This window comes from Nocardioides sp. LS1 (assembly GCF_003865225.1).
Lineage (GTDB): Bacteria > Actinomycetota > Actinomycetes > Propionibacteriales > Nocardioidaceae > Nocardioides > Nocardioides ginsengisegetis.
The window spans coordinates 133,110-157,471 of the sequence record NZ_BIFF01000006.1; the positions used below are offsets into that span (position 1 = coordinate 133,110).

Here is a 24,362-nt window from a genome sequence, read left to right on the forward strand (position 1 = left end):
GGCTATCCGGCCAGGTCATAGGCCTGCATCCCCTCACCCATGAAGCGGCGCTTGGCGAAGCCGCTCTCGGTGCCCTGGAAGAGCCACAGGTAGCCCGTCGCCTTCTCGCGGGCGAGCACGTCCGGATGACCGGTGAGCGACTCGTCGCTGATCCCGATGAACCAGTCGTAGGGCGTGAGGTCGATGCCCACGGTCTTCGGCGAGGTCAGCCCGCCCGGGCCGTTGCCCGGGTAGAGCGTCAGCCTGGAGCCCTTGCGGAACAGGCTGTCCGGCGCGCCGTCGCCGTCCCAGCGGCCGACCGGGATCTGCGTCCCGGCATCGATGGCGCCGTGGGCGACGTAGCTCATCTTGAGGCCCGCCAGCCCGTTGCCGGGGTAGATCCGGATGTCGTGCCCGGCCGGCTGCCCCATCAGGTCGGGGTAGCCGTCGCCGGTCATGTCGCCGACCGCGGCGAGCAGGCCGACCTGGCCGAAGCCGGTGCCGATCTGGATCGCCTTGCCGAAGTGACCGGTCCCGTCGCCGCGACGGAGGTAGAGCACCCCGGTCGTGGCGTTGCGGGTGATGATGTCGCCGAAGCCGTCGCGGTCCCAGTCGCCGGCGTTGAGCAGCCGGTTGGCGCTGGAGACGTCGATCCCCGTGGGGATGGCCGGCCCGAGGTCGAAGGTGCCGTTGTTGGGCAGGATCGCCAGGGTGTTGCCCGTGCGGGTCAGCAGGTCGGGCGTCGGTCCGGCGGTCAGGTCGGCCCCGGCGAGCGAGTCGGGACCCATCGCCCGGTTGATCGGGCCCAGGGCGTGGCCGAACGTGCCGTCGCCGTGCGAGGGCAGGACGTACGCCGGCTCGCCGGGCGCGCGGACCAGCAGGTCGCCCAGCCCGTCGGCGTTGTAGTCGCCGTAGCCGGTGATGGTGTCGTACTTCCCCCAGCTGCCGGCCAGCGGGACCGCCGCGGAGAACGCCTTGGTGCCGGTGCCCGCGAGCAGCCACAGGTGGCCGGTCCGGTCGCGGGCCAGCAGGTCGCCGAACCCGTCGCCGTTGACGTCGCCGGTCGCGGCGAGCTTGTCGTAGCCCGCGAAGCCGGTGCCGACGTAGCGGCGCAGGAAGCCGCCCTGGCCGCTGCCGAGGTAGGTGTTGAGGGCGCCGTCGGAGGTGCGACGGGCCACGAGGTCGTTGCGGCCGTCGCCGTTGACGTCGCCCACGGCGGTGACCAGGTCGCGGCCCTGGAAGGCCGTGCCGGGCTTGATCGCGGCGCCGAAGCCGCCCTTGCCGTCGCCGGGCAGCACGCGGGAGGTGCCGTCGGCCGCCTGCACCAGCAGGTCGCCCTCGCCGTCGCCGGTGATGTCGCCGGTCGGGGTGACCGTGTCGCCCGCGGCCACGTCGACCGGCACGGTCACGGGGGCCGCGAAGCCCGTCATGCCACCGGTGGGCAGGATGAACGCCTGGCCGTCGCTGGTCCGGCGCGCGATGAGGTCAGGGTGCACCGTGGAGGCCAGGTTGGACTCGAGCTGGCGCCCGGCCCAGCCGCGCTGCGCCTCGGCGGCGAGCTTGCGGATGTCGGGAATCCGGGCGTAGAGGTAGCGGCCCGGGCAGGCGGTCTGGCCGGCGTCGCGGTGGCCGTTGATCGCCTCGAAGTACTTCGAGCCGACCCACTGCTTGGTGCTGGCGGCGTTGACGCCGTGCAGCGACAGCTTCCACGCGAAGAGCGCGCCGTAGGCCTGCACCATCGCCTCGGACGGCTGCTTGATGTCGTAGTTGCCGATGGCCGACATCGCGAACGAGTAGTCGTTGTAGCCCAGGGTGTGGGCGCCGACGACGGGGCGGTCGATGCCGCCGTACCGGGCCTCCCAGATGCGGCCGAACCGGTCGACCACGAAGTTGTAGCCGATGTCGCTCCAGCCCTTGGACTGCGTGTGGTACGCGTAGATGCTCCGGATGATGCCCGGCACCTCGTTGCGTGTGTAGTCGTTGGCGTTGACCGTGTGGTGCACGAAGCCGGCGTGCACCTCGTAGTAGTGCAGCGAGCTCTTGTCGCGCATCGACTCGTCGGCGCCCCACTGGGCGCGGGAGTAGATGACGGGCTTGGGCGTGTACGTCGCGGCCGACATCGAGATCGCACCGTCGCTGGACGTGGTGCCGGACGTCGTGTCCACCTTGGTGCCGTCCGCGAGGGCCTCGGCCTCGACGAGGGCGGCCGGGTCGCCGGTGCTGCCGTCCATCGTGTTGGTGTCGAGCGCGCCGCGCTCGGTCACCGTGCGGGTCGGCTTGCCCGGGTCGATCACGGCGAGCTTCATGTCGGCCGGCACGACGCCGCTCTGCGACAGCGCGCGGATCTGGACCTGGTCGACGTCACCGACGATGACCGGCTCGGTGCCGGGGCGGCTGTGCCGGCCCTCGGCGGAGTTCGGGTCGGGGGCGTGGTCGGCGTCGTACGGCAGCAGCGACCAGTCGGTCCACGTGTCGCCCGTGCGGGTGCGCAGCTGGAAGCTGAGCGTCTGCTCGGTCATCTGCACGCCGTGCTCCCACGTGACGCCGATGGCGCCGTAGCCGGTGACCGGCTCGGGGACGCTGGTGACCTGCGTGCTGCCCGGCAGCATGCCCGGCTTGCTGCGGGCGTTGGCGGTGACGCGGCCCGGCACGAGGGTCGAGGTCTTGTGACCGGTGGCGGCAGGGGCGGCGGTCAGCGCGACCTCGGTGACGTCGGGGTCGACCGGCGCGGCCGGCAGCACCGACTCCTTGGCCTGGGCCTTGGTGTAGGCCGACAGGCTGGCGGCGGGGTGGCCCGCCGAGGCGCCGCGCGAGGGCTCCTCACGGACGACGTCGAGGCTGATGACGCTGGCGGCGGGGGTGAGGGCAGCCAGCACCAGGCCGAGGGCCAGCAGCTGCTGACAGGCGGTGACATAGCGGGTCTTGCTCGGTGGCATGGGCTGTTCTCCAGTGCGGGGGAAGTTCACACGTTGCGCAACTTTCACATGAGTCACACAGGCACCGGAAGGGAAAGTGAGTAACTACAACCGTGTAATTTCCACTCGACACGCCGCCACTATTCAGATTTGTCAATCCAGCTCAGGCTCACGTGCAGGTAACCGTTGCCCAACGGTGACCTACCCCGCCGAGCGTCAGATGTCCGCGCCGATCTCCTCGTCGGCGTCGAACTCGTCGGTCTGGTCCGGCTCGTTGCCGTCGTCGTCGTCGTAGTGGAGGTACTTGATGCCAGCCTCGGTGTCGCCGTCGAAGCCGACCTTGCCCTGCTCGAGCACGATCACGCGGTCGCACATCTTGCGGACCGAGGCGGTGGCGTGCGAGACGTAGAAGAGCGTGCGACCGCTGTCGCGGATCTCCTGCATCTTCTCCATGCACTTCTTCTTGAACGGGCGGTCGCCGACGGCGAGCACCTCGTCGGCCAGGAAGATGTCGGAGTCGACGTGCACGGCGACCGCGAAGCCGAGGCGGGCGAACATGCCGGAGCTGTAGTTGCCGACCGGCGTCTCGAGGAAGCGGCCGATGTCGGCGAACTCCACGATGTCGTCGAACTTCCGCTTGGTCTCCGCCTCGGACATGCCCAGGATCGCGGCGTTGAGGAAGACGTTCTCGCGGCCGGTGAGCTGCGGGTGGAAGCCCGCGCCGGTGGCGATCAGGCCGGAGATCCGGCCGCGGGTGAGCACCTGTCCCCCGTCGGGGCGCATGACGCCCTGGACGAGCTTGAGCAGGGTGCTCTTGCCCGAGCCGTTGAGCCCCATCAGGCCGATCGACTCGCCCTGCTTGACCTCGAAGTTGACGCCGTCGAGGGCCTTGAACGTGTCGGAGACGTCGTGGCCCTTCATCATCGCCACGGTCACCTGCTTGAAGGTGCGGTGGTAGCGGAGCTTGAACTCCTTCGTCACGTTGTCGACGACGATGGAGGTGTCGGAGGAGTAGGTCATCAGAGGCGCTCCGGGATGCGGTTCTCGAGCCGCGAGAAGATCAGCTGGGCGAGGATCAGCAGGACCGCCGACACGGCCAGCGCGATCGCACCGTGCTGGAAGAGGTGGTCCGGCATGGCCGGTCCCCCGCTGGCCTGCTTGATCTGCTCCCCCTGGTCGCTGGGGATGCCGACCCAGAAGGCCCGCTGGAAGAGGATGACCGCGTCGGCGATCGGGTTGGCGAGGTAGGCCTCGACGTGCCCGTGGAAGCGCTGCGGGACGATCGAGAACGGGTAGATCATCGGCACGCCGAAGCGCACGAAGTTGGTCAGGATGTTGACCGCGCTGGCGAAGTCGCGGAAGAACACGTTGGCGGCGCTGAACATCAGGGCCAGCGCGGTGCCGAGCATCATGATGATCGAGATGCCCATGACGGCCGCGAGCATGCCGATGGCGTCCGGCTTCCAGCCGTAGAGGACGTCGACGATCAGCAGGATGACCACCTGCGGGACGACGTGGTAGAGCGAGACGAGCATCGAGGCCACGGGGAACATCTCCCGCGGCATCGCCATCTTCTGCACCAGCCCCTTGTTGCGCACGATCGAGCGGGTGCCGGCGTTGAACGTCTCGATGAAGAAGTGCACGACGATCAGCGCGGAGAAGACGTGCACCGCGAAGTGCGGCACCGAGTCGTGGAGCTTGAGCAGGTAGCCCATCACGAACCAGTAGATGAAGAACTGGCTCAGCGGGTTGATGTAGGACCAGATCAGCCCGAGGAACGAGCCGGAGTAGCGCGCGCTGACCTCACGGCGTACGAGCAACCGCAGCAGGTAGCGGCGCTGGAACACCGAGAGCAGGCCCATGTTGGCCGACGGCGAGCCGAGCTCGGCGTCGACCACCCGCACGGTGTGACCGCCCGCGACGTCAGTCATCGGCGCCGGACTTCCCCTCGGTCCAGGGGCGGAACGTCTCGTCCCACGCCTCCGGCGAGGTGATGTGGGCCAGGCTGGCGCGGTACTGCTCGGCCAGGCGCGGCCACTCACGCCGGTAGCGCTCGTGGATCGCGATGGTGCGCTTCATCAGGTCGCGGAAGAGCTCGGGGTCGCGCTGGTAGAACGCGGCGGAGGTGCCGTCGTTCATCGAGACGATCGCCGAGTCGTACGACGCCAGCCGGTACCACTTCGCGTCCATCGCCCGGACCTCGGCCTCGGGGTGCTGGCGCGACAACGCCCGCGGCGGCTTCAGCTGGCGCAGCGGCTGGAGCCCGGCGCTGACCAGGGTCGACAGGCGACCCGGGATCTCGTTGCCGTCCTTGCCCTTGCGCGGGGGCTTCTCGCGGCGCACGGACGGGAAGGCGTCGGGGTCGGCCTCGAGCCGGGCGTCGGAGAACTGCTTGCGGAAGGCGTTGACGTCGGCCAGGCGCGTGGCCAGCAGCCCGTGCAGCCCCTCCGGGCCGGCGAGCACGTCCTCCATCGCCATGAGCCGCAGCTCGGCGGTGGAGTACTGCATCGAGACCAGGTGGGCGATCTGGTGGTTGAGGCTCTCGCGCACCATCCGGCCACCCTTGGGGTAGGGCGAGTGCAGCAGCGCCGCGACGAGGCGGTTGCGGTGGTGGAAGTAGGCCTGCCAGTCGAGCGCGTCGTTCTTGTCGGTCCACGGGACGTGCCACACGGCAGCACCCGGGAACGTGACGGTCGGGTAGCCGGCGGCCTTGGCGCGCAGGCCGAACTCCGAGTCGTCCCACTTCAGGAACAGCGGCAGCGAGAGGCCGATCTCCTCCAGCACCTGGCGCGGGATCAGGCACATGAACCAGCCGTTGAAGTCGACGTCCACGCGCTTGTGCAGCCAGCGGCTCGAGCGCAGGTTGCGGGCGGCGAAGTCCCAGTCGGAGTAGGTGTCCAGCGGCGACTGCCACCAGAAGCGCCACGGCTGGACGATCTCGCCGAAGCTGTGCAGCCGCGAGCGGGAGTAGATCGAGAACATGTGACCGCCCACGATCGTGGGCCGGCGAGCGAGGTCGCCGAAGGTGACCGCGCGGATGACGCCCTCGGGCTCGCAGACGACGTCGTCGTCCATCATCATCGCGTAGGTCGCGGTGCCCTTGCGGACCGACTCGAGCTGGCCACGGGCGTAGCCGCCCGAGCCGCCGAGGTTGCCCTGCTCGATGATCCGCAGGGTGGAGCCGAGCGCCGCCTCCGCCTTGGCGAAGTCCGGGGAGTCGACGACCTTCTGGGTGCCCTGCTCCATGACCAGGACCTGGTCGAGGTAGGGGCGCAGCACCTCGTCCTCGCCGAGCTGGCCGAGCAGCTTGGCGCAGAAGTCGGGGCGGTTCATCGTCGTGATCGCGATGTCGACGGTGCCGTGCTGGGCGCGGTCCTCGGGGACCTCGGCGGTCCACTCGGCCGACTCGACGACGGCGTCGTCGTCACCGGAGACGACGTTGTACCAGTACCAGCCGCCGTCGACGAAGGGCTTCAGCGTCAGCTCGAAGGTGAACGTGCCGGAGGCCTGGTCGCCGGTGCTGGCGGAGTCGACGCGCTGCGATCGGCCGTTGGCCATCGACTTGTAGACGATCACCGACGCGCCGCGGCCGGAGAGCTTGACCGTCAGCGTCACGTCGGTGACGACGGTCCAGCGGCGCCAGTAGCTCGCGGGGAACGCGTTGAAGTAGGTGCCGAAGGAGAGCCGCTCCCCCGCCTTGACGCGCATGGCGGTGCGGGACTCGATCTGGTCCGGGTGGATCGCCCGGCCGGTCGAGGTGGACTGCCGGATCGCCGCGTTGTTGAGGTCCTTGGCGGCGCGGTTGCCGCCGACCTCGTACTTGTCGGCGTCGAGCCGGGCCTCCTCGGGGTCGACGTACAGCGCGAGGACGTCGTAGTCACGGTCGAGGGGCAGGATCTGCCGCTGCAGGAGTCGGGTGCTCATTCGTCAACGCCTCCGCTGGTCAGGGCCGCGCCGTCGGCGAAGTGCGGCTTCAGCTTGTTCTCGTACATCGACAGCGCCGAACCGATCGCCATGTGCATGTCGAGGTACTTGTAGGTGCCGAGGCGGCCGCCGAACAGCACCATGGGCTCGGCCTTGGCCAGCTCGCGGTACTTCAGCAGCTTCTCGCGGTCCTCGGCGGTGTTGATCGGGTAGTAGGGCTCGTCCTCGTCCTCGGCGAACCGGGAGTACTCGTGGACGATGACGGTCTTGCCCGAGATGTAGGTGCGCTCGGGGTGGAAGTGCTTGAACTCGTGGATCCGGGTCCAGGGCACGTCCTGGTCGTTGTAGTTCATCACCGCGCAGCCCTGGAAGTCGTCGACCTCCTTGACCTCGGCCTCGAGGTCGACGGTGCGCCACGACAGGCGCCCCTCGGAGTTGCCGAAGTACTCGTCGACCGGGCCGGTGTAGACGATCGGGACCTTGCCCTTGAACTCGTCGGCGACGTCGAAGAAGTCGGTCTCGAGGCGGACCTCGATGTTGGGGTGGTCGGCCATCTTGGTCAGCCAGGCGGTGTAGCCGTCGACCGGGAGGCCCTCGTAGGTGTCGTTGAACCAGCGGTTGTCGAAGTTGTAGCGCACCGGGAGCCTGGTGATGATGTCCGCGCTCAGCTTGGTGGGGTCGGTCTGCCACTGCTTGGCGGTGTAGCCCTTGATGAACGCCTCGTAGAGGGGGCGACCGATCAGGGAGATCGCCTTCTCCTCCAGGTTGGTCGCCTCGGCGGTGTCGATCTCGCTGGCCTGCTCCGCGATCAGGGCGCGCGCCTCGTCGGGCGTGTGGCTCTTGCCGAAGAAGGTGTTGATGAGCGCGAGGTTCATCGGCAGGGAGTAGACCTGCCCGGCGTACTGGCCGAAGACCCGGTGCTGGTAGTTGGTGAACGACGTGAACCGGTTGACGTACTCCCAGACCTTCTCGTTGGAGGTGTGGAAGAGGTGCGCGCCGTAGACGTGCATCTCGATGCCGGTCTCGGGGTCTGCCTCGCTGTAGGCGTTGCCGCCGAGGTGGTGGCGGCGCTCGAGGATCAGGACCTTCAGGCCCAGCTCGTTGGCGCAGCGCTCCGCGACCGTGAGGCCGAAGAAGCCGGAACCGACGACGACGAGGTCGGGGGTGTCGGACACGGACAAGGGGTGCTCTCCTGACGGTTGGGCCCTCGGGATTGACGCGGCGGCAAGTCTAGCGACGGTGGGGCGGCGGCTCGGGCACGCGACGCATCCCCCGCGCGGAGCCGATGGCCCGGATCACATTGCGCGCCTCGGCCCTGCCGCCCCGGACCGGGCTCAGCAGGACGACGGCGAGCGCGATCAGGTAGGGCTTGAGGCGCACGAGGAGGTTCTCCCCGTAGCGGAAGTGCACGACGAAGAGGTTGCGGAACATGTAGAACCCCTTCCACCCGGCCAGGTCGTGCTGCTGGTCGAAGTCGAGCTGGCGGACCAGCACGGCATCGCGCACCGCCCAGATCCGGTAGCCGGCCCGGCGGGCGCGGACGGCGAAGTCCACGTCGTCGTAGAAGATGAAGTACGACGGGTCCGGGAACCCGATCGTGTCGATGACGTCGCGGCGGACCATGAACCCCTCGAAGGCGACGTTCTGGATCTCGACCCGCTCCGGCATCGCCGCGCGCGTGCCGAACTCCGTCTCGACCATGCCGGTCTTGGGCTTGATCGCGAGCGGGTTGCGCAGGTCGAAGCGGGTTGCGGCCTTCTCGACCAGGTGTCCGTGGGTGTCCTCGCGGACCGACATCAGGCACGCCTCGTCCTGGGCCATCAGCGTGGCCAGGCAGTCGGGCGCAGGCACGACGTCGTCGTCGACCAGCCAGATCCGGTCGAAGCCGGCCTCGTAGGCCTGCTGCACGCCGAGGTGGAAGCCGCCGGCGCCGCCGAGGTTCTCCGGCATCGTGGTGATCCGCAGCGGCAGGTCGTTGCGGCCCAGCACCTGGGCGGTGTGGTCGCTGCTGGCGTTGTCGATGACGAACACCGCGTCCGGCGGGTGCGTCTGCTGGGCCAGCGCGTCGAGCATCCCGACCAGCAGGTCGGCGCGGTTGAACGTGACGATGACGACCGCGACGGTCTCGTGGGTCACCGCAGGAACCTCCGGTGGCCGGTGAAGTCGCCGCGGAGGCCGGCGTACATGGCGCGGGCGCTGAGGGCGAGACGGGCCGGGCGCGGGCGGGTGAAGGTGTAGAACCACACGGTCTTGGCGACGAACATCAGGGCGTGCGGCCAGCCGCGGTAGTCGCGCAGGTTGAGCAGGTTGTTGCGCGCCATGCAGTAGTGCTTGAGGTCGCTCGGGCTGTGGTTGTACGTCGTCCTGCCGAACATCATCGGCGTGCCGAGCTCGCCCACGCTGGGGTGGCACACCCGGGCGTCGACGATCGTGCCGATCCGGCCGCCGGCGCGCTCGGCGCGGAGGCGGTACTCGTGGTCGTCGCCCCAGATGAAGAACTCCTCGCGGGGCAGGCCGATCCGGTCGACCAGGTCGCGGGTGACCAGCACGCCGTTGAACGGGATCACCACGTCGCGGATCACGCCGTCGGGGGCCGCGGCGGCGACGTCGGCCATCCGGTGCACGACGCGAGTGCCGCCGGGGAGCCGGATCGGGAAGACCAGGCGGCCGGGGTCGGCCTCGTCGACCACGACCGGGCCCCAGAAGTCGAAGTCCCCGCGGTGGGCCAGCAGGGTGCCCAGCGAGTCGGCGTCGGGGAGCCCGTCGTCGTCCATCAGCCAGGCCAGGTCGGCGCCGTCGTCCATCGCCCAGGCGAGCCCGTCGTGGAAGCCGCCGGCACCGCCGCGGTTCTCGGTCAGGGTGCGGGCCCGGACGGGCGTGCCGGCGCTGGTCGAGCCATCTGCGGTGGTCGAGCCTGCCGAGGCCAGCCACTCCCCCGTGCCGTCGGTCGAGGCGTTGTCGACGACCAGGATCTCGTCGACCTCGGGCACCTCGCGCAGCCGCGCGACCAGCCCCTGGAGCAGCTCGAGCCGGTTGAACGTGACGACGACGGCGGCGATGCGCGGGCGCACGGTCGGCTGGTCGGTCACGGCTCACACCCTAGGGGGACCGTCGGGCATCCCCGAAGTCGTGGTGAGGAGAGCCTCGCCACGGACGCCGCTGGTGCTCGGTGGTTGAGGAGCGAGCGCCAGCGAGCGTCTCGAAACCCCCGAGCGCTAGGTACGACGGCGTGCAAGGAACGGCAGCAAGTCGAATTCACCCCGGATGAGGACTTGCTTCTTCGCGCGACTCCAGCCGGCCAACTGCTTTTCGAAGGCGAAGGCCGCGCCCACGTGCTCGAACTCCGCCGACCAGACCAGCGTCACCGGCCGGCGTTTGCGGGTGTACGCCGCGCCTTCGTCCGTGCAGTTGTGCTGCCACACGCGATGCTCGAGGTTGCGGGTGCTGCCCACGTAGTAGGTCCCGTCGCTGCAGCGGAGCATGTAGACGAATGCGGCCATGGCCATGACCCTGCTGTCCGTCCGCATCGGCGGCAACCAACCCCTGGCTCGCCTGTGGATGGCCGCCTGGATCGGGTGTGGTTTCGAGACGGTTGCCAGCGCAACCTCCTCAACCACCGAGGGCAGCGGCCGGGTCAGCAGGCGGCGCCGAGGTCGTCGGACTGGTTGGCGGCGTAGCCGTCGTGGAGGGAGCCGACCGAGCCACCGGTGACGACGTCCCCGGAGTGGCTGCGGGCCTTGGTCGGGGCGGGGGCGGTGCCGTCGGCGCGGGCGATCGCCTCCTTGACCTTGCGGTGGATCAGCCCGATGTCCGGCTGGGAGGTGACGATCATCGGGGGCACCAGCGACAGGGTCGAGACCTTCTGGCCCTTGGCCTTCAGCGCCAGCTGCATGAACGTGTCGACCTCGCTGGCCGGGATGTCGGTGGAGATCATCGCGGAGCTCGCCTTGGCGATCTTCTCGAAGTTCGAGATCGCGACCTGCGGGCTGATCTGGTTGAGCATGGCGTTCATGACGCACTTCTGGCGCGCCATCCGCGAGTAGTCGTCCGAGCCGTCACGGGCGCGGGCGAACCAGAGCGTGTCGTGGCCGTTGAGCTTGCGGACGCCCGGCTGGATGTAGCCGGTCACGTCGGAGCCGAGGCCGCCGACCGGGATCGGCGAGCGGACGTTGAGGGTGACGCCGCCGACGGCGTCGACGAGGTCCTTGAAGCCCTCGAGGTTGACCATCGCCCAGTAGTTGATGCGCAGGCCGGTGATGCCCTCGATGGCCATGATCGTGGCGTCGACGCCGGGGTTCTCCGACTTGGGGAACAGCTCGGTGTTGTCGCCGGCCCAGGTGCTGACGCCGTTGAGGTAGTCGGCGTCGAAGCCGTCGGGGAACTGCTCGTCCATGACCGTCCCCTTGCGGAACGGGAAGTTCTCCATGTTGCGCGGCAGCGCGATGAGGACGGTGCGCCCGGTCTTCGCGTCGATGCTGGCGACGGTCATCGAGTCCGGACGCAGGCCCCAGCGGCCGGCACCCGAGTCCCCACCCAGCAGGAGCACGTTGAAGCGGCCGTCGTGGGCGTCGGTGACGTGGTTGCCGCCGAACATCGTCAGCATGAAGTCGCGCTGGACGCCGACGAGGTGCGCGCCGAACAGCAGCGACCCGGCGACGGAGAGACACAGCACGCCGTTGAGGCCGACGGCCGCGCGGCGGTGCTGGATCGCGAGGCTGAGCGGCTGCCCGATCCGCCAGGCGTCCATGAACAGCCCGGCCCAGCCGATCGCGACCAGCATCAGCGCGAAGCGAAGCAGCCCGAGCAGCACGGTGTTCGAGACGAGGTAGAAGAGGAGCTCGTGCCAGAGCAGCCCGACGGCGAGCGTCAGCACGATCGCGATCGCGGACACGAACCAGATGCGGATCGCCGTACGCCCCACCTTGCGGTTGCCGGCCACGAGCTGGGCCGACCCGGGGAGGACGAGGGTCATCAGCATCAGGGCCATGGCCCGACGGAAGCGCACACGGGCCGCGCGGTCACCCGTCGTGAAACGGGACTGCCCGTGGCGGTCGTGCAACCCGGGGGAAGAAACGGGTGGCATCGAGATGCCTCTCTGCTGGTCGTGCTGTGGGGAAGGTGACACCGAGGCGTCGGGGTCGTGCCCGGCAAGTATCACCAGTCACAGGCGTCACAGAGAGGTACGACGCGCCGACGGCGACCGATCGGCTCACTCCACCCGGTGGCGCCCCGACTCGATCTCCTGCCGCTTGGCGAGCCGGTGCGCCCGCCGGATCTCGGCCTCGCGCATGCGACGCACCTCGTCGGGCGTCTCCGGGACGAGCGGCGGGACCTCCCGCGCGCGGCCGTCGGCGTCGATCGCGACGAACACGAAGTAGGCCGAGGCGACGTGCAGCGCACTGGTCGAGGGGTCGTTCCACGGCTGGGTCTCGACCCGCACGCCGATCTCCATCGAGGACCGTCCGGCCCAGTTGACCTGGGCGAACGTGCGCACGATGTCGCCGACGTGGACCGGCTCGAGGAAGGCCATCTCGTCCATGGCCGCGGTGACCGCCGGACCGCCGCTGTGCCGTTGTGCGACGGCCCCGGCGGTGGAGTCGGCGAGCTTCATGATCTCGCCGCCGTGCACGTTGCCGAGCAGGTTGGCCTCGCGTCCCGACGTCATGATGGCGAGCGACACGCGCGCGTAGGAGGGTGATCGAGGACTCGTATCGGACGGCATGGCGGCACGGTAGCGTCACCGCCATGTCTGACCGTCCCCGTGGCAATGGCGGTCCCGAGGACGGGACTCCTGAGTACAACTGGCTCTACGGCAAGAAGGGCCAGCAGCCCAACGACGCCGACGCGACGCGCGCCGTCCCGCAGCAGCCGCGCCCCGACGAGACCCAGGTCATGCCGGCCGCCTCGAAGGACGCCCGCGGCCAGCAGTCGCCGCGACCGACCGACCCGCCGCGCCAGTACCGTCCGACCGCGCGCCCCACGCCTCCTCCCGTCGCCCCCGCGCCGGGCGGATCCGGCGGCTCCGGCCGCGGCTCCGGCCGCCGGTTCGGCGGGGGCCTGCGTCGCCCCCGGATCCGTCCCGTCCGCTGGGTGATCCTGCTGGTGCTGCTCTACATCGCCTACCTGGTCTTCGTGCCGTTCTTCGCGTGGAGCAAGGTGCACAAGGTCTCGTGGGAGCCCGACGGCAAGCGTCCCGACGACCAGCCCGGCACGACGTACCTCCTCGTCGGCAGCGACTCGCGCGCCGGCCTCAGCGCCGCCGAGCGCAAGAAGCTCGGCACCGGCAACGCCCAGGGCCAGCGCACCGACACGATCCTGATCCTGCACACCGGTTCGGGCCCCAACCTGCTGATGTCGATCCCGCGCGACTCGATCGTCGAGATCCCCGGGCACGGCACGACCAAGATCAACGCCGCGTTCGCGTACGGCGGCGCCAAGCTGCTGACCCGGACCGTCGAGCAGAACACCGGCATCCGCATCGACGACTACGTCGAGATCGGCCTCGGCGGCCTGGCCGGTGTCGTGGACGCCGTCGGCGGCATCACCATCTGCCCGACCGAGAACATGGACGACAAGCTCGCCAACCTGCACGTCAAGAAGGGGTGCCAGGAGGCCGACGGCACCACCGCACTGGGCTACGCCCGCTCGCGGCACACCTCCAACATCGGCGACATCGACCGCGTGAAGCACCAGCGCGAGGTCGTCTCGGCGGTCGGTGACGCGGTCGTGTCGCCGTGGACCTTCCTCAACCCGTTCCGCTACTGGAACCTGCTGACGTCCGTGCCCGACTTCTTCGCCTTCGGCAAGGGCACCTCGACGGTCCGCGCCGCCATGTGGGCCTCGGCGATGACGCACGTCAATGGCACCAACGGCCTCAGCTGCGTGGTGCCGATCGCGGACCTGTCGGTGCGCTGGGACCCCACGCGCAGCAAGCAGATGTTCAAGTACATCATCGAGGACAAGACGTCCGACATCCCGAAGAGCCTGTGCACGCCGACCGGCCTGCCCAAGAGCGTCACCGGATGACCACCCCATCCGAATGCTCACTTCGTTCCGCTTCGGACAGGGACCCCGGATGAGCCCCGCCTACGAGACCCTCGACTGGTCCGTCGACCCCGACGGCATCGCGACCCTCACGCTGAGCCGTCCGGACGCGCTCAACGCCTTCAACGTGACGATGGCGCGCGAGCTCGAGCAGGTGTTCCTGACCGATGCCCGGGACGACGACGTCCGGGCGGTCGTCGTGACCGGGTCCGGGCGCGCGTTCTGCGCCGGCATGGACCTCTCCGCCGAGGGCAACGTCTTCGGGCTCGACGAGTCGGTGCGGCCGACGCCGGCCGAGCTGCGCGAGCACCTCACGGAGGCGCCGTACCACGACGGCGTGCGCGACACCGGGGGCCGCGTGACGCTCGCGATCCACGCGCTCCCCAAGCCTGTCATCGCCGCGATCAACGGCCCGGCCGTCGGCATCGGCGCCACGATGACGCTCGCCATGGACCTGCGGCTCGCGTCGACCAAGGCCCGGATCGGCTTCGTCTTCGGCCGGCTCGGCATCGTGCCCGAGGCCTGCTCGTCGTGGTTCCTGCCGCGGATCGTGGGGGTCCAGCAGGCGCTGGAGTGGGTGTACGCCGCGGACATCCTCACCGCCGAGGAGGCACACGCCGGGCGGCTGGTCCGCTCGGTCCACGAGCCCGACGACCTGCTGCCCGCCGCCCTGGAGCTGGCCCGGAAGTTCGTCGTCGACCGGTCCCCCGTCGCGCTGGCGCTGGCCAAGCAGCTGATCTACCGCAACGGTGCCGTCGCCGACCCGCTCGAGGCGCACCTGTCCGACTCGCTGGCGATGTACTGGACCTCGATCGGCGACGGGAAGGAGGGCGTGGCGGCCTTCCTGGAGAAGCGCACCCCCGCCTTCACGGGCAAGGCGTCCGAGCTGCCGGAGATCTTCCCCGGCTGATCACCGCTCGTCCCGGATCCGCCGGGCCTTGCCGAGCGACCGCTCGAGCGCGTGCGGGGCCAGCACCTCGACGCGCGCGGTCACCCCGATGCGGTCCTTGATGCGCCGGGCGAGCACGTCGCCCAGCGCAGCGTCGTGCAACGGGGCCGCCGCCTCGACCTGCACGGTCAGCTCGTCGAGGTTGCCAGGGCGGGTCAGCACGCAGACGTAGTGCGGGGTGAGCCCCTCGACGGCGAGGATCTGCTCCTCGACCTGGCTGGGGAAGACGTTGACGCCGCGGACGATCATCATGTCGTCGGTGCGGCCGGTGACCTTCTGCATCCGCCGGAACGCCGGGAAGGCCGTGCCGGGCAGCAGCCGGGTCAGGTCGCGGGTGCGGTAGCGGATGACGGGCATCGCCTGCTTGGTCAGCGAGGTGAAGACGAGCTCGCCCTCCTCGCCGTCGGGCAGCACCTCGAGGGTCACCGGGTCGATGACCTCGGGCAGGAAGTGGTCCTCCCAGACGTGCAGCCCGTCCTGGGTCTCCCACGCCTCCTGCGAGACGCCCGGGCCCATCACCTCCGAGAGCCCGTAGATGTCGACCGCGCGGATCCCCGAGCGCGCCTCGACGGCCCGCCGCATCTCGTCGGTCCACGGCTCCGCGCCGAAGATGCCGACCTCGAGCGAGGTGGTGCGGGGGTCGACGCCCTGGGCCTCCATCTCGTCGAGGATCGCCAGGAAGTACGACGGCGTCACCATGATCACGCGGGGCGCGAAGTCCAGGATGAGCTGCACCTGCCGCTCGGTCATGCCGCCGCTGACGGGGACCACGGTGCAGCCGAGCCGCTCGGCGCCATAGTGGGCGCCGAGCCCGCCGGTGAAGAGCCCGTAGCCGTAGGCGACGTGCACGAGGTCCCCCGGCCGGCCTCCGGCGGCGCGGATCGACCGGGCCATCACCTCGGCCCACGTGTCGATGTCCTCGGCGGTGTAGCCGACGACGGTCGGCTTGCCGGTCGTGCCGCTGCTGGCGTGCACGCGGGCGACCTGACCGCGCGGCACCGCGAACATCCCGAACGGGTAGTTGTCGCGCAGGTCCGCCTTGGTGGTGAACGGGAACCGCGCGAGGTCGGCGAGGGTGTGCAGGTCGTCGGGGGTGACGCCGGCGTCCTCGAAGGCCCGCCGGTAGTACGGGACGTGGGCCTGCGCGCGGCGGAGGGTGTCGCGCAGCCGCTCGAGCTGGAGCGCCTCCAGGGCCGCCCGGTCCAGGTCCGGGACCTCGCCGGCCATCAGGCCTCCCCTCCTGCGAAGGCGCCGCCGATCTCCCGGGAGCGCCCCACGAACGTCGCGATGACGGTGTCGCCGGCGGTCACGGTCACGTCGTACGTGCCGTCACGACCCTCCCGCTCGCGCTCGACGGCGCGGGCGACGAGCACGTCACCGAGATGGGTGGGCGCCCGGAAGCGGATCTCGGCGCCCGCGGCGACGGTGACCCGGTTGTAGGAGTTGCAGGCGAAGGCGAACGCCGAGTCGGCCAGGCTGAAGGTCAGCCCGCCGTGCCCGATGTCGTGGCCGTTGACCATGTCGGGACGCACGGTCATCCGCAGCGTGGCGGTGCCGGGGCCGACGTCGTCCACGACCATGCCGAGGGACTGGCTGGCCCGGTCGCCGGACCACATGGCCTCGGCGCTGGCGCGCGCGATCTCCTGCGGGGTCACGCGGTCAGGTTAGCGTCGGAGGGGCTGGAGGACGCGTCACGCCGCGTCGGGCTCGAGGCCCTCGCGGAGCTTGGCCAGCACCCGGGCCAGGAGCCGGGAGACCTGCATCTGGGTGACGCCGATCTGCGCGCCGATCTCGGCCTGCGTGAGGCCGCTGCCGAAGCGGAGCTCGAGGATCCGGCGCTCTCGCGGGCTCAGGTCGCGCAGCAGCGGGAGCAGCGCGACGCGGGCCTCGGCACCGCCGAACGCGGCGTCGGGCCCGCCCAGCCGGTCGGTGGGGTCGCCGTCACCGCTGGGCGACGGAGCGTCCAGCGACAGGGGGGTGAAGCAGCCGTTGGCGCTCAACGCGTCGAGGACCAGCTCGAGGTCGACGCCGAGGTGGGCGGCGAGCTCGGAGGGCCGCGGCGACCGGCCGAGCTGCTGGATCAGCTCCGCCTCGGCGGCCGTCAGGCGCGGCTGGAGCTCCTGGACCGACCGGGGCGGCCGGATCGTCCAGCCGAAGTCGCGGAAGTAACGCCGGATCTCGCCGCGCATCGTCGGCACGGCGAAGCTGAGGAAGTCGGTCCCCTTGGTGGGGTCGAAGCCGCGGACCGCCTTGGTCAGCCCGAGGTAGGCCACCTGGTCGAGGTCATCATTGGCGATGCCCCGGCCGTGGTAGCGCCGCGCGATCTCGGTGGCGACCTCCATGTTGAGCCGGATCGCCTGGTCCTCGAGGTCTGCGCGGGCGTCCCCCTCGGCCGCGCGGGCCTCGACGAGGAGCCGCGTGGTCTCGACCCGCCGCCGTTCTTGGGCGGTGAGGGGCCGTTCGGCCACAGAGAGGGTCACGCTCCCGACACTCGCACGGACTGGTCTGGAGCGGCTCACCCGCGCGGGTGACGGGCCCCGCTCACAGAGTCCGGTCGAAGAGCGCCCGGAGCGCCTCGAAGTGCCGCTCCGTCGCCGCCTCGTCGTACGGCGCGGTGTCGGCCATCGTGTAGCCGTGACTCGCCCCGGCGTACACCTCGTTGGTGTGCGTGAGCCCCGCTTCCGTCAGCGCGGCACCGAGGGCCGCGACCGCCTCGGGCGGCATCGACCGGTCCTGGTCGGCGTGGCCGTAGACGAACTCGGCCCGGGCGTCCGCGAGCAGCCGGTGCGGACTGTCGGGTCCCTCGGTGACGAGCCCGCCGCCGTGGAAGCCACCGACCGCGGCGACCCGCTCCCCCGCGAGGCCGGCCGTCCGGGTCGCCAGCCGTCCACCCATGCAGTAGCCGGTCGCCCCGAACGGCCCCGTGGCGTGCTCGGCGAGCGCGTCGAGCCAGAGCAGCGCGTCGGGGTCGGAGAGGTCGGGAGTCAACCCCCGCACCCGGGGCATCACGCCCTCGAAGAACTTCTCGCGGTTCGCCGGCACGGTCAGGTCGGTGGTGGGGGCGAGCTCGGCGGCGCGACCGTCACGATGGAAGACGTTGGGCGCGAGCACGACATACCCCCACGACGCGATCCGGTCCGCCATCTCCTCGATCCGCGGCCGGAGCCCGATCGCGTCGATGTAGAAGAGGACACCCGGATGCGGGGCATCGTCGGGCCGCGTCAGGTAGGCCTCGGCGGGGCCGGCGGGGGTCTCGATCTCGATCGTGTGTCCCATGCGGTTCAACTTAACGGGGCGGGTGTCGCCCGCTGCGCGGGCGGGGTGCCGCTGCGCGGGGCTTGCTCCCCGGGGCGCTCTCCAGCAGGGCAGGGCCGGCGGGGCGGTCCCCCGGACCCGAGCACGGCGCTTGGGCGGACGCGTCGCCGTCCAGGCGGTTTCCTTCCGGGCCGCCGCGCGGCGCCGCGCACGCCTTTTATGCGCCGCGCGTCGGGCCCGCGTGCCCGCCCCACCGTCCCGGGTTGCTTCCCGAGCCCCGGGCAGCCGGGGGTAAAGAAGTCGGTCGACCACCCGGTCCGGGCTGACGCGGCATGTCCCCTGGCTTGCGGCAGCGCAGCCACGGTGGTCGACCGACCCTTGTTCCCCGCCCGCCCGGGAGCCGGGCGGCGAGCCGTGGGGACGGGCGGGCGCGCACGCGGCGACGATGCGAGGTCCCGTCAAAGGGAGGCGCGGCGCCGCCCAGCGGCGGCCCGGCAGGAAACCACGCCGTGGCGGCGACGCGGCGAGCATAGGGACTCGCATCGTCGACGTGGGAGCGACCGTCCGGCCCCACCACCCCGCGCCGAGACTGTCCCGGGAAGGCAGCCCCGCGCAGCGGCAATCCGCGAAGCGGGCGCCACCCTTCAGCGAACCGGATACCCCGCTGAGGCGAGTGCTGACTTCACGTCCGCGATCCGGAGCGTGCCGAAGTGGAAGACGGTGGCTGCGAGCACTGCGTCTGCTCCGGCGTCGACGGCCGGGGCGAAGTGCTCGGCGCGGCCGGCGCCGCCCGAGGCGATGACCGGGATGGTGACCTCGCGGCGGACGGCGCGGATCAGGTCGAGGTCGAAGCCGTCCTGGGTGCCGTCGGCGTCCATCGCGTTGAGCAGGATCTCGCCCGCCCCCAGCTCGGTCGCGCGGACGGCCCACTCGATGGCGTCGAGGCCGGCGGACTCGCGGCCGCCGTGGGTCGTGACCTCGAAGCCGGAGTCGGTCATGCCGGTGGTCGAGCCTGCCGCGACCCGGCGGGCATCCACGGACAGCACCAGGACCTGGTTGCCGAACCGGTCGGCGATCTCGGCGACCAGCTCGGGACGCCGGATCGCCGCGGTGTTGATGGCGACCTTGTCGGCGCCCGCGCGCAGCAGCCGGTCGACGTCCTGGACCGAGGACACTCCCCCGCCGACGGTCAGCGGGATGAAGACCTCCTCGGCGGTGCGGGAGACGATCTCCATCGTGGTGGCCCGTCCCTCGTGGGAGGCCGAGATGTCGAGGAAGGTCAGCTCGTCGGCGCCCTCGGCGTCGTAGGTGCGGGCCAGCTCGACCGGGTCACCGGCGTCGCGGAGCTCCTTGAAGTTGATGCCCTTGACGACCCGGCCTGCGTCGACGTCGAGGCACGGGATCACGCGGACGGCGAGGCTCATGCGGTGCCCTTGGTGAGGGCCAGCGCGTCCTCGAGGGTGAAGCGACCCTCGTAGAGCGCCGTGCCGGCGATCGCGCCTTCGACGCCCTCGGGCACCAGCTCCATCAGGGCGCGGATGTCGTCGAGGGTGGTGACGCCGCCCGAGGCGATGACCGGCGCGGAGGTCACCGCGCAGACGTCGCGCAGCAGCTGGAGGTTGGGGCCGGCGAGCATGCCGTCCTTGTTGACGTCGGTGACGACGTAGCGCGCGCAGCCCTCGGCGTCGAGGCGGGCCAGCGTCTCGTAGAGGTCGCCGCCCTCCTGGGTCCAGCCGCGGGCGGCGAGGGTGCGACCGCGTACGTCGAGCCCGATCGCGATCCGGTCGCCGTGCTCGGCGATCACCTTGGCGCACCACTCCGGCTGCTCGAGCGCGGCGGTGCCGATGTTGACGCGACGGCAGCCGGTGGCCAGCGCGGCCGCGAGGGACTCGTCGTCGCGGATGCCGCCGCTCATCTCGACCTGGATGTCGAGGGCGCCGACGATCTCGGCCTGCAGCTCGCGGTTGGTGCCGCGGCCGAACGCCGCGTCGAGGTCGACCAGGTGCAGCCACTCGGCGCCGGCGTCCTGCCACCGGCGGGCGGCGGCCACGGGGTCGCCGTACACGCGCTCGGAGCCGGCGACGCCCTGGGCGAGCTGGACGGCACGGCCCTCGGTGATGTCGACGGCGGGGAGGAGCTGGAGGTAGGACATGGCGCTTCTTCCTAGGTGCGGCGGAACAGCATGGTGTACAGGACGGGGGCGGCCAGGATCGAGACGATCAGCGCACCGACGCGGGCCGACCACTCGGGGACGAACAGCCAGACCACGATGTTGAACAGCAGCAACAGGGCGATCGTCGCGCCGGTCTGGCGCCGGCGGCGCTGGGCGAGGATGCCGGTCTGCCGGGGGCGGCGCCGGGGCAGCCGGGAGGTCAGGACGGCGCGTCGCGCGTCGCGACGCTCACGCCGCTCGGCCTCGGCCGCCCGGGCGGCGGCGAGCACAGCGGCCTCCCGCTCGCGCTCCTCGCGGCGGCGGGCGCGCTCCTTGCTCACAGTGTCTGCACCCAGTTGCGGAGCAGGGCCGCGCCGGCGTCCCCGGACTTCTCCGGGTGGAACTGGGTGGCCGTGAGCGGGCCGTTCTCGACGGCGGCGACGAAGCGGTCGCCACCGTGCTCGGCCCAGGTCACCAGTGGTGCGCGGGTGCGGTCGTTGGTGACCAGGGTCCAGTCGCGGACGCCGTAGGAGTGCACGAAGTAGAAGCGCTCGCCCTCGACGCCCGCGAACAGGGTCGACCCCTCCGGGACCTCGACGGTGTTCCAGCCCATGTGGGGCACGACGGGGGCCTGGAGGCGCTCCACGACGCCGGGCCACTCGTCGCAGCCCTCGGTCTCCACGCCGTGCTCGACCCCGCGCTCGAAGAGCACCTGCATCCCGACGCAGATGCCGAGCACCGGGCGTCCGCCGGCGAGGCGGCGGCCGATCAGCCGGTCCCCCTTGATGGCACGCAGCCCGGCCATGCACGCGGCGTAGGCCCCGACGCCCGGCACGAGCAGGCCGTCGGCGTCCAGGCAGGTCTGGAAGTCCGAGGTCAGCACGGCCGTGGCGCCGGCGCGCTCGACCGCGCGGACGGCCGAGCGGAGGTTGCCCGAGCCGTAGTCCAGGACGGCGACCGTGCTCAGAGCGCGCCCTTGGTCGAGGGGATGCCGGTCTCGCGCGGGTCGAGCGCGACCGCGTCGCGGAACGCCCGGGCGAACGCCTTGAACTGCGTCTCCACGATGTGGTGCGGCTCGCGGCCGGCCAGGACGCGCACGTGCAGGGCGATGTGGGCGTGGAAGGCCAGCGTCTCGAAGACGTGGCGGGTCAGCGAGCCCAGGTAACCGTTCGTGGAGCCGCCGAGGACGACGTACTGCTGGCCCTCGGGCTCCCCCGTGTGCACGCAGTAGGGGCGGCCCGAGACGTCGACGACGGCCTGGACGAGCGCCTCGTCGAGCGGCACGGTCGCGTCGCCGAAGCGGCGGATCCCGACCTTGTCGCCGAGCGCCTCGCGCAGCGCCTGGCCGAGCACGATCGCGGTGTCCTCGACGGTGTGGTGCGCGTCGATGTGCAGGTCGCCCTCGGTCTGCACCGTCAGGTCGAGCAGCGCGTGCCGGGCGAAGGCGGTGAGCATGTGGTCGTAGAAGCCGACACCGGTCGAGATGTCGTGGCGGCCGGAGCCGTCCAGGTCGACCTCGACGAGCACCTTCGACTCGCTGGTCTGCCGCTCGAGGCGGGCGGTCCTGCTCATGTGAGTCCCTCTTCCGTGACTGCTGTGAGTGCCTGCTTGAACGCGGTCATCTCCGCGGGGGTGCCGATCGAGACGCGGAGCCAGCCGTCGGGGCCGACCTCGCGGATCAGCACACCCCGGTCGACCAGACCCTGCCAGACAGCATGACGGTCCGCGAACGTCCCGAACAACGCGAAGTTGGCGTCGCTGTCGGCGACGGTGTGCCCCTGCTCGCGCAGCCAGGCCACCGTCGCGTCCCGCTCGGTGCGCAGGTCGTCGACCCGGCCGAGCAGCTCGGGGGCGTGCCGCAGGGCCGCGAGCGCGACCGCCTGGGTGACGGCGGAGAGGTGGTAGGGCAGGCGTACGACGCGGATCGCGTCGCAGATCTCCGGGGCCGCGGCGAGGTAGCCGAGCCGGGCGCCGGCCAGCGCGAACGCCTTGGACATCGTGCGCGAGACGACCAGGTTGCGGTGCTCCGGCAGCAGCTCGAGGGCGCTGGGGGTGCCGCTGCGGCGGAACTCGCCGTACGCCTCGTCGACGACCAGGACGCCGCCGTCGCCGACCGCCTCGCACAGGCCGGCCACCGCCTCGGGCGGCAGGGCCGTGCCCGTCGGGTTGTTCGGCGACGGGAGCAGCACGACGCTCGGCCGGACCTCCTCGACCAGCGCGTGCGCCTTGTCGAGGTCGAGCGAGAAGTCGCTCTCGCGGTGCCCGGTGACCCACTCGGTCATCGTGTCCCGGGCGTACTCGGGATACATGGAGTACGTCGGGGCGAAGCTCAGCGCCGTGCGCCCCGGGCCGCCGAACGCCTGGAGCAGCTGGAGCATGACCTCGTTGGAGCCGTTGGCGGCCCACACCTGCTCGGGGGCGATGCCGTGCGGGGTGTCGCGGGAGAGGTAACCGGCCAGCGCGGTCCGGAGCTCGGTGAACTCGCGGTCGGGGTAGCGGTTGAGCGACCCCGCGGCCTCGGCGACCGCGGTCGCGATGTCCGCGACGCAGGCCGGCGAGGGGCCGTAGGGGTTCTCGTTGACGTTGAGCTGCACGGGCAGGTCGAGCTGCGGGGCGCCGTAGGGCGCCAGGCCGCGCAGCTCCTCGCGGAGCGGCGGGAAGTCGGTCATGACGTCTCGGCAGGGTCGACCGAGGGGAACCGCACGCGGACCGCGGCACCGTGGCCGGGCAGGTCCTCGGCCTCGGCGAGGGTGACGACGTGGTCGGCCACCTCGGCCAGGGCCTCGCGGGAGTAGTCCACGACGTGCACCGACTTGGTGAACGCGCGCACCGACAGCCCCGAGGAGTGGCAGGCGCAGCCCCCGGTGGGCAGGACGTGGTTGGACCCGGCGCAGTAGTCACCCAGCGACACCGGCGCGTGCGGACCGACGAAGATCGCGCCCGCGTTGCGGACCCGGGCCGCCCAGGCGGCGGCGTCCTCGGTGTGGATCTCGAGGTGCTCGGCGGCATAGGCGTTGACCACGTCGAGGCCCTGCTCGAGGTCGTCGACCAGGACGATGCCCGACTGCGCGCCGGACAGGGCGGTGGTGATCCGGTCGGTGTGCTTGGTCGCGAAGACCTGCTTGTCCAGCTCGGCCTCGACCTCGCCCGCCAGCCGCTCGGAGGGCGTGACGAGCACGGCGCCGGCCAGCGGGTCGTGCTCGGCCTGGCTGACCAGGTCGGCGGCGACGTACGACGCGTCGGCGCTGTCGTCGGCCAGGATCGCGATCTCGGTAGGGCCGGCCTCGGAGTCGATGCCGACCTCCCCCTTGAGCAGCCGCTTGGCCGTGACGGTGTAGATGTTGCCCGGCCCCGTGACCAGGTCGACCCGACGGCACGGTCCGGTGCCGAGCGCGAACATCGCGATCGACTGGGCACCGCCCACGGCGTAGACCTCCTCGACACCGAGCAGCGCGCACGCAGCCAGGATCGTCGGGTGCGGCAGCCCCCCGAACGCCTTCTGGGGAGGTGAGGCCAGCGCGATCGAGGTGACCCCCGCGGTCTGGGCGGGGACGACGTTCATGAGCACGCTGGAGACCAGCGGCGCGAGGCCGCCGGGGACGTAGAGGCCGACCCGGTCGACGGGCACCTTGCGGTGGGTCACCCGGGCGCCGACGCCCAGCTCCGTGGTGACGTCGTGCTCGAGCTCGGCCGCGCACGTGGCCCGGAGCCGGCGGACCGACTCCTCGAGGCCGGCGCGGATCGCCGGGTCGAGCTCCGCGAGGGCGGAGTCGAGCGCGGACTGCGGCACACGGATGTCCTCGACGACGACGCCGTCGAACTTCTCGGTCAGCTCGCGGATCGCGTCGAGCCCGCGCGTGCGGACCGCCTCGATGATCGGGAGGACGGCATGGGTCGCGGCCTCGACGTCGAACTCGGCGCGCGGCACGGCGGCGCGGTAGTCGACGGGAGCCGCGCCCTCGGCGGCGGCTCCACGCAGGTCGATCCGGCGAATCATGCCCTGATTCTACGGACGCGGCTCGCCGCGCCCGAACCGGTGACGGCCCATGGACTTCGCCGCTGGCGCGGTTTCTCTGGGTGTCGCCCGCTTCGCGGGCGGGTTGCCGCTGCGCGGGGCTGCCTCCCCGGGGGTTCCTCCACCCGG

23 protein-coding genes are annotated in these 24,362 nt (G+C 71.2%); 2 read left to right on the forward strand and 21 right to left on the reverse strand.

All coding sequences use genetic code 11. From position 1 onward, the window contains the following. Positions 1–2: 2 nt before the first annotated feature. From EJF31_RS18160 to EJF31_RS18205, 10 genes are all read right to left on the reverse strand, one after another. Entirely contained in the window at positions 3–2,915 is a 2,913-nt protein-coding gene (locus EJF31_RS18160; protein ID WP_125038586.1) for an FG-GAP-like repeat-containing protein, read from the reverse strand. A 195-nt stretch (positions 2,916–3,110) separates the two neighbouring features. After that, positions 3,111–3,914, reverse strand: coding sequence for an ABC transporter ATP-binding protein (locus EJF31_RS18165; RefSeq protein WP_125038587.1), 804 nt, complete (start codon positions 3,912–3,914; stop codon positions 3,111–3,113). Next, on the reverse strand, positions 3,914–4,825 hold the full coding sequence (locus EJF31_RS18170; RefSeq protein WP_125038588.1) for an ABC transporter permease: 912 nt from the start codon (positions 4,823–4,825) through the stop codon (positions 3,914–3,916). Before EJF31_RS18170 ends, EJF31_RS18165 begins: the two co-directional genes overlap by 1 nt. After that, positions 4,818–6,818, reverse strand: a complete 2,001-nt coding sequence (locus tag EJF31_RS18175) for a glycosyltransferase (protein ID WP_125038589.1) — start codon at positions 6,816–6,818, stop codon at positions 4,818–4,820. The genes EJF31_RS18170 and EJF31_RS18175 overlap by 8 nt, the downstream gene beginning before the upstream one ends. Then, the gene (glf, locus tag EJF31_RS18180) at positions 6,815–7,993 is read right to left on the reverse strand and encodes a UDP-galactopyranose mutase (RefSeq protein WP_185736342.1); all 1,179 of its coding nucleotides are present in this window, start codon (positions 7,991–7,993) and stop codon (positions 6,815–6,817) included. The genes EJF31_RS18175 and glf overlap by 4 nt, the downstream gene beginning before the upstream one ends. A 55-nt stretch (positions 7,994–8,048) precedes the next feature. Continuing rightward, positions 8,049–8,954, reverse strand: a complete 906-nt coding sequence (locus EJF31_RS18185; protein WP_125038591.1) for a glycosyltransferase family 2 protein — start codon at positions 8,952–8,954, stop codon at positions 8,049–8,051. After that, positions 8,951–9,907, reverse strand: a complete 957-nt coding sequence (locus EJF31_RS18190; RefSeq protein WP_125038592.1) for a glycosyltransferase family 2 protein — start codon at positions 9,905–9,907, stop codon at positions 8,951–8,953. Before EJF31_RS18190 ends, EJF31_RS18185 begins: the two co-directional genes overlap by 4 nt. Before the next feature lie 126 nt (positions 9,908–10,033). After that, positions 10,034–10,318, reverse strand: coding sequence for a GIY-YIG nuclease family protein (locus EJF31_RS18195; RefSeq protein ID WP_125038593.1), 285 nt, complete (start codon positions 10,316–10,318; stop codon positions 10,034–10,036). A gap of 134 nt (positions 10,319–10,452) precedes the next feature. Further along, complete coding sequence (locus EJF31_RS18200; RefSeq protein ID WP_260430950.1) at positions 10,453–11,805, reverse strand: LCP family protein; 1,353 nt, start codon at positions 11,803–11,805, stop codon at positions 10,453–10,455. 222 nt (positions 11,806–12,027) lie between these two features. Continuing rightward, positions 12,028–12,483 carry an acyl-CoA thioesterase gene (locus tag EJF31_RS18205; protein WP_260430951.1) on the reverse strand — a complete coding sequence of 152 codons (456 nt, stop codon included), beginning with the start codon at positions 12,481–12,483 and terminating at the stop codon, positions 12,028–12,030. A gap of 80 nt (positions 12,484–12,563) precedes the next feature. On the opposite strand from EJF31_RS18205, the gene EJF31_RS18210 reads away from it, so the two are divergent. Both EJF31_RS18210 and EJF31_RS18215 read left to right on the forward strand, forming a co-directional pair. Further along, complete coding sequence (locus EJF31_RS18210) at positions 12,564–13,844, forward strand: LCP family protein (protein ID WP_125038596.1); 1,281 nt, start codon at positions 12,564–12,566, stop codon at positions 13,842–13,844. Between the two features lie 49 nt (positions 13,845–13,893). Beyond that, a complete protein-coding gene (locus EJF31_RS18215) occupies positions 13,894–14,772 on the forward strand; it encodes a crotonase/enoyl-CoA hydratase family protein (protein WP_125038597.1) in 879 nt (292 codons plus the stop codon). On the opposite strand, the gene paaK is transcribed toward EJF31_RS18215, so the two are convergent. The 11 genes from paaK to hisD all read right to left on the reverse strand — a co-directional run bounded on the left by paaK (position 14,773) and on the right by hisD (position 24,215). After that, a complete protein-coding gene (gene paaK, locus EJF31_RS18220; protein WP_125038598.1) occupies positions 14,773–16,038 on the reverse strand; it encodes a phenylacetate--CoA ligase PaaK in 1,266 nt (421 codons plus the stop codon). It lies immediately after the preceding gene. Beyond that, positions 16,038–16,466, reverse strand: a complete 429-nt coding sequence (gene paaI, locus EJF31_RS18225) for a hydroxyphenylacetyl-CoA thioesterase PaaI (protein ID WP_260430952.1) — start codon at positions 16,464–16,466, stop codon at positions 16,038–16,040. The genes paaK and paaI overlap by 1 nt, the downstream gene beginning before the upstream one ends. A 36-nt stretch (positions 16,467–16,502) precedes the next feature. Beyond that, on the reverse strand, positions 16,503–17,291 hold the full coding sequence (locus tag EJF31_RS18230) for a sigma-70 family RNA polymerase sigma factor (RefSeq protein ID WP_125038599.1): 789 nt from the start codon (positions 17,289–17,291) through the stop codon (positions 16,503–16,505). A 61-nt stretch (positions 17,292–17,352) separates the two neighbouring features. Next, the gene (locus tag EJF31_RS18235) at positions 17,353–18,087 is read right to left on the reverse strand and encodes a dienelactone hydrolase family protein (RefSeq protein WP_125038600.1); all 735 of its coding nucleotides are present in this window, start codon (positions 18,085–18,087) and stop codon (positions 17,353–17,355) included. Between the two features lie 623 nt (positions 18,088–18,710). Beyond that, on the reverse strand, positions 18,711–19,490 hold the full coding sequence (hisF, locus tag EJF31_RS18240; protein ID WP_125038601.1) for an imidazole glycerol phosphate synthase subunit HisF: 780 nt from the start codon (positions 19,488–19,490) through the stop codon (positions 18,711–18,713). Next, on the reverse strand, positions 19,487–20,218 hold the full coding sequence (gene priA / locus EJF31_RS18245; RefSeq protein ID WP_125038602.1) for a bifunctional 1-(5-phosphoribosyl)-5-((5-phosphoribosylamino)methylideneamino)imidazole-4-carboxamide isomerase/phosphoribosylanthranilate isomerase PriA: 732 nt from the start codon (positions 20,216–20,218) through the stop codon (positions 19,487–19,489). The genes hisF and priA overlap by 4 nt, the downstream gene beginning before the upstream one ends. 11 nt (positions 20,219–20,229) lie before the next feature. Continuing rightward, positions 20,230–20,559 carry a hypothetical protein gene (locus EJF31_RS18250; protein WP_125038603.1) on the reverse strand — a complete coding sequence of 110 codons (330 nt, stop codon included), beginning with the start codon at positions 20,557–20,559 and terminating at the stop codon, positions 20,230–20,232. Continuing rightward, positions 20,556–21,185 carry an imidazole glycerol phosphate synthase subunit HisH gene (gene hisH / locus EJF31_RS18255; protein WP_125038604.1) on the reverse strand — a complete coding sequence of 210 codons (630 nt, stop codon included), beginning with the start codon at positions 21,183–21,185 and terminating at the stop codon, positions 20,556–20,558. The genes EJF31_RS18250 and hisH overlap by 4 nt, the downstream gene beginning before the upstream one ends. Further along, positions 21,182–21,790 (reverse strand): imidazoleglycerol-phosphate dehydratase HisB, encoded by a 609-nt coding sequence (gene hisB / locus EJF31_RS18260; protein ID WP_125038605.1) that lies wholly within the window; start codon positions 21,788–21,790, stop codon positions 21,182–21,184. Before hisB ends, hisH begins: the two co-directional genes overlap by 4 nt. After that, positions 21,787–22,887, reverse strand: a complete 1,101-nt coding sequence (locus tag EJF31_RS18265) for a histidinol-phosphate transaminase (RefSeq protein WP_125038606.1) — start codon at positions 22,885–22,887, stop codon at positions 21,787–21,789. Before EJF31_RS18265 ends, hisB begins: the two co-directional genes overlap by 4 nt. Then, complete coding sequence (gene hisD / locus EJF31_RS18270) at positions 22,884–24,215, reverse strand: histidinol dehydrogenase (protein WP_125038607.1); 1,332 nt, start codon at positions 24,213–24,215, stop codon at positions 22,884–22,886. Before hisD ends, EJF31_RS18265 begins: the two co-directional genes overlap by 4 nt. Positions 24,216–24,362 lie beyond the last annotated feature (147 nt).

Coding starts and splice junctions, on each gene's coding strand:
- EJF31_RS18160 (WP_125038586.1), bottom strand. CDS start 2,915: ATGCCACCGAGCAAGACCCGCTATGTCACCGCCTGTCAGCAGCTGCTG.
- EJF31_RS18165 (WP_125038587.1), bottom strand. CDS start 3,914: ATGACCTACTCCTCCGACACCTCCATCGTCGTCGACAACGTGACGAAG.
- EJF31_RS18170 (WP_125038588.1), bottom strand. CDS start 4,825: ATGACTGACGTCGCGGGCGGTCACACCGTGCGGGTGGTCGACGCCGAG.
- EJF31_RS18175 (WP_125038589.1), bottom strand. CDS start 6,818: ATGAGCACCCGACTCCTGCAGCGGCAGATCCTGCCCCTCGACCGTGAC.
- EJF31_RS18195 (WP_125038593.1), bottom strand. CDS start 10,318: ATGGCCGCATTCGTCTACATGCTCCGCTGCAGCGACGGGACCTACTAC.
- EJF31_RS18200 (WP_260430950.1), bottom strand. CDS start 11,805: ATGGCCCTGATGCTGATGACCCTCGTCCTCCCCGGGTCGGCCCAGCTC.
- EJF31_RS18205 (WP_260430951.1), bottom strand. CDS start 12,483: ATGACGTCGGGACGCGAGGCCAACCTGCTCGGCAACGTGCACGGCGGC.
- EJF31_RS18210 (WP_125038596.1), top strand. CDS start 12,564: ATGTCTGACCGTCCCCGTGGCAATGGCGGTCCCGAGGACGGGACTCCT.
- EJF31_RS18215 (WP_125038597.1), top strand. CDS start 13,894: ATGAGCCCCGCCTACGAGACCCTCGACTGGTCCGTCGACCCCGACGGC.
- paaK (WP_125038598.1), bottom strand. CDS start 16,038: ATGGCCGGCGAGGTCCCGGACCTGGACCGGGCGGCCCTGGAGGCGCTC.
- EJF31_RS18235 (WP_125038600.1), bottom strand. CDS start 18,087: ATGGGACACACGATCGAGATCGAGACCCCCGCCGGCCCCGCCGAGGCC.
- hisF (WP_125038601.1), bottom strand. CDS start 19,490: ATGAGCCTCGCCGTCCGCGTGATCCCGTGCCTCGACGTCGACGCAGGC.
- priA (WP_125038602.1), bottom strand. CDS start 20,218: ATGTCCTACCTCCAGCTCCTCCCCGCCGTCGACATCACCGAGGGCCGT.
- hisB (WP_125038605.1), bottom strand. CDS start 21,790: ATGAGCAGGACCGCCCGCCTCGAGCGGCAGACCAGCGAGTCGAAGGTG.
- EJF31_RS18265 (WP_125038606.1), bottom strand. CDS start 22,887: ATGACCGACTTCCCGCCGCTCCGCGAGGAGCTGCGCGGCCTGGCGCCC.
- hisD (WP_125038607.1), bottom strand. CDS start 24,215: ATGATTCGCCGGATCGACCTGCGTGGAGCCGCCGCCGAGGGCGCGGCT.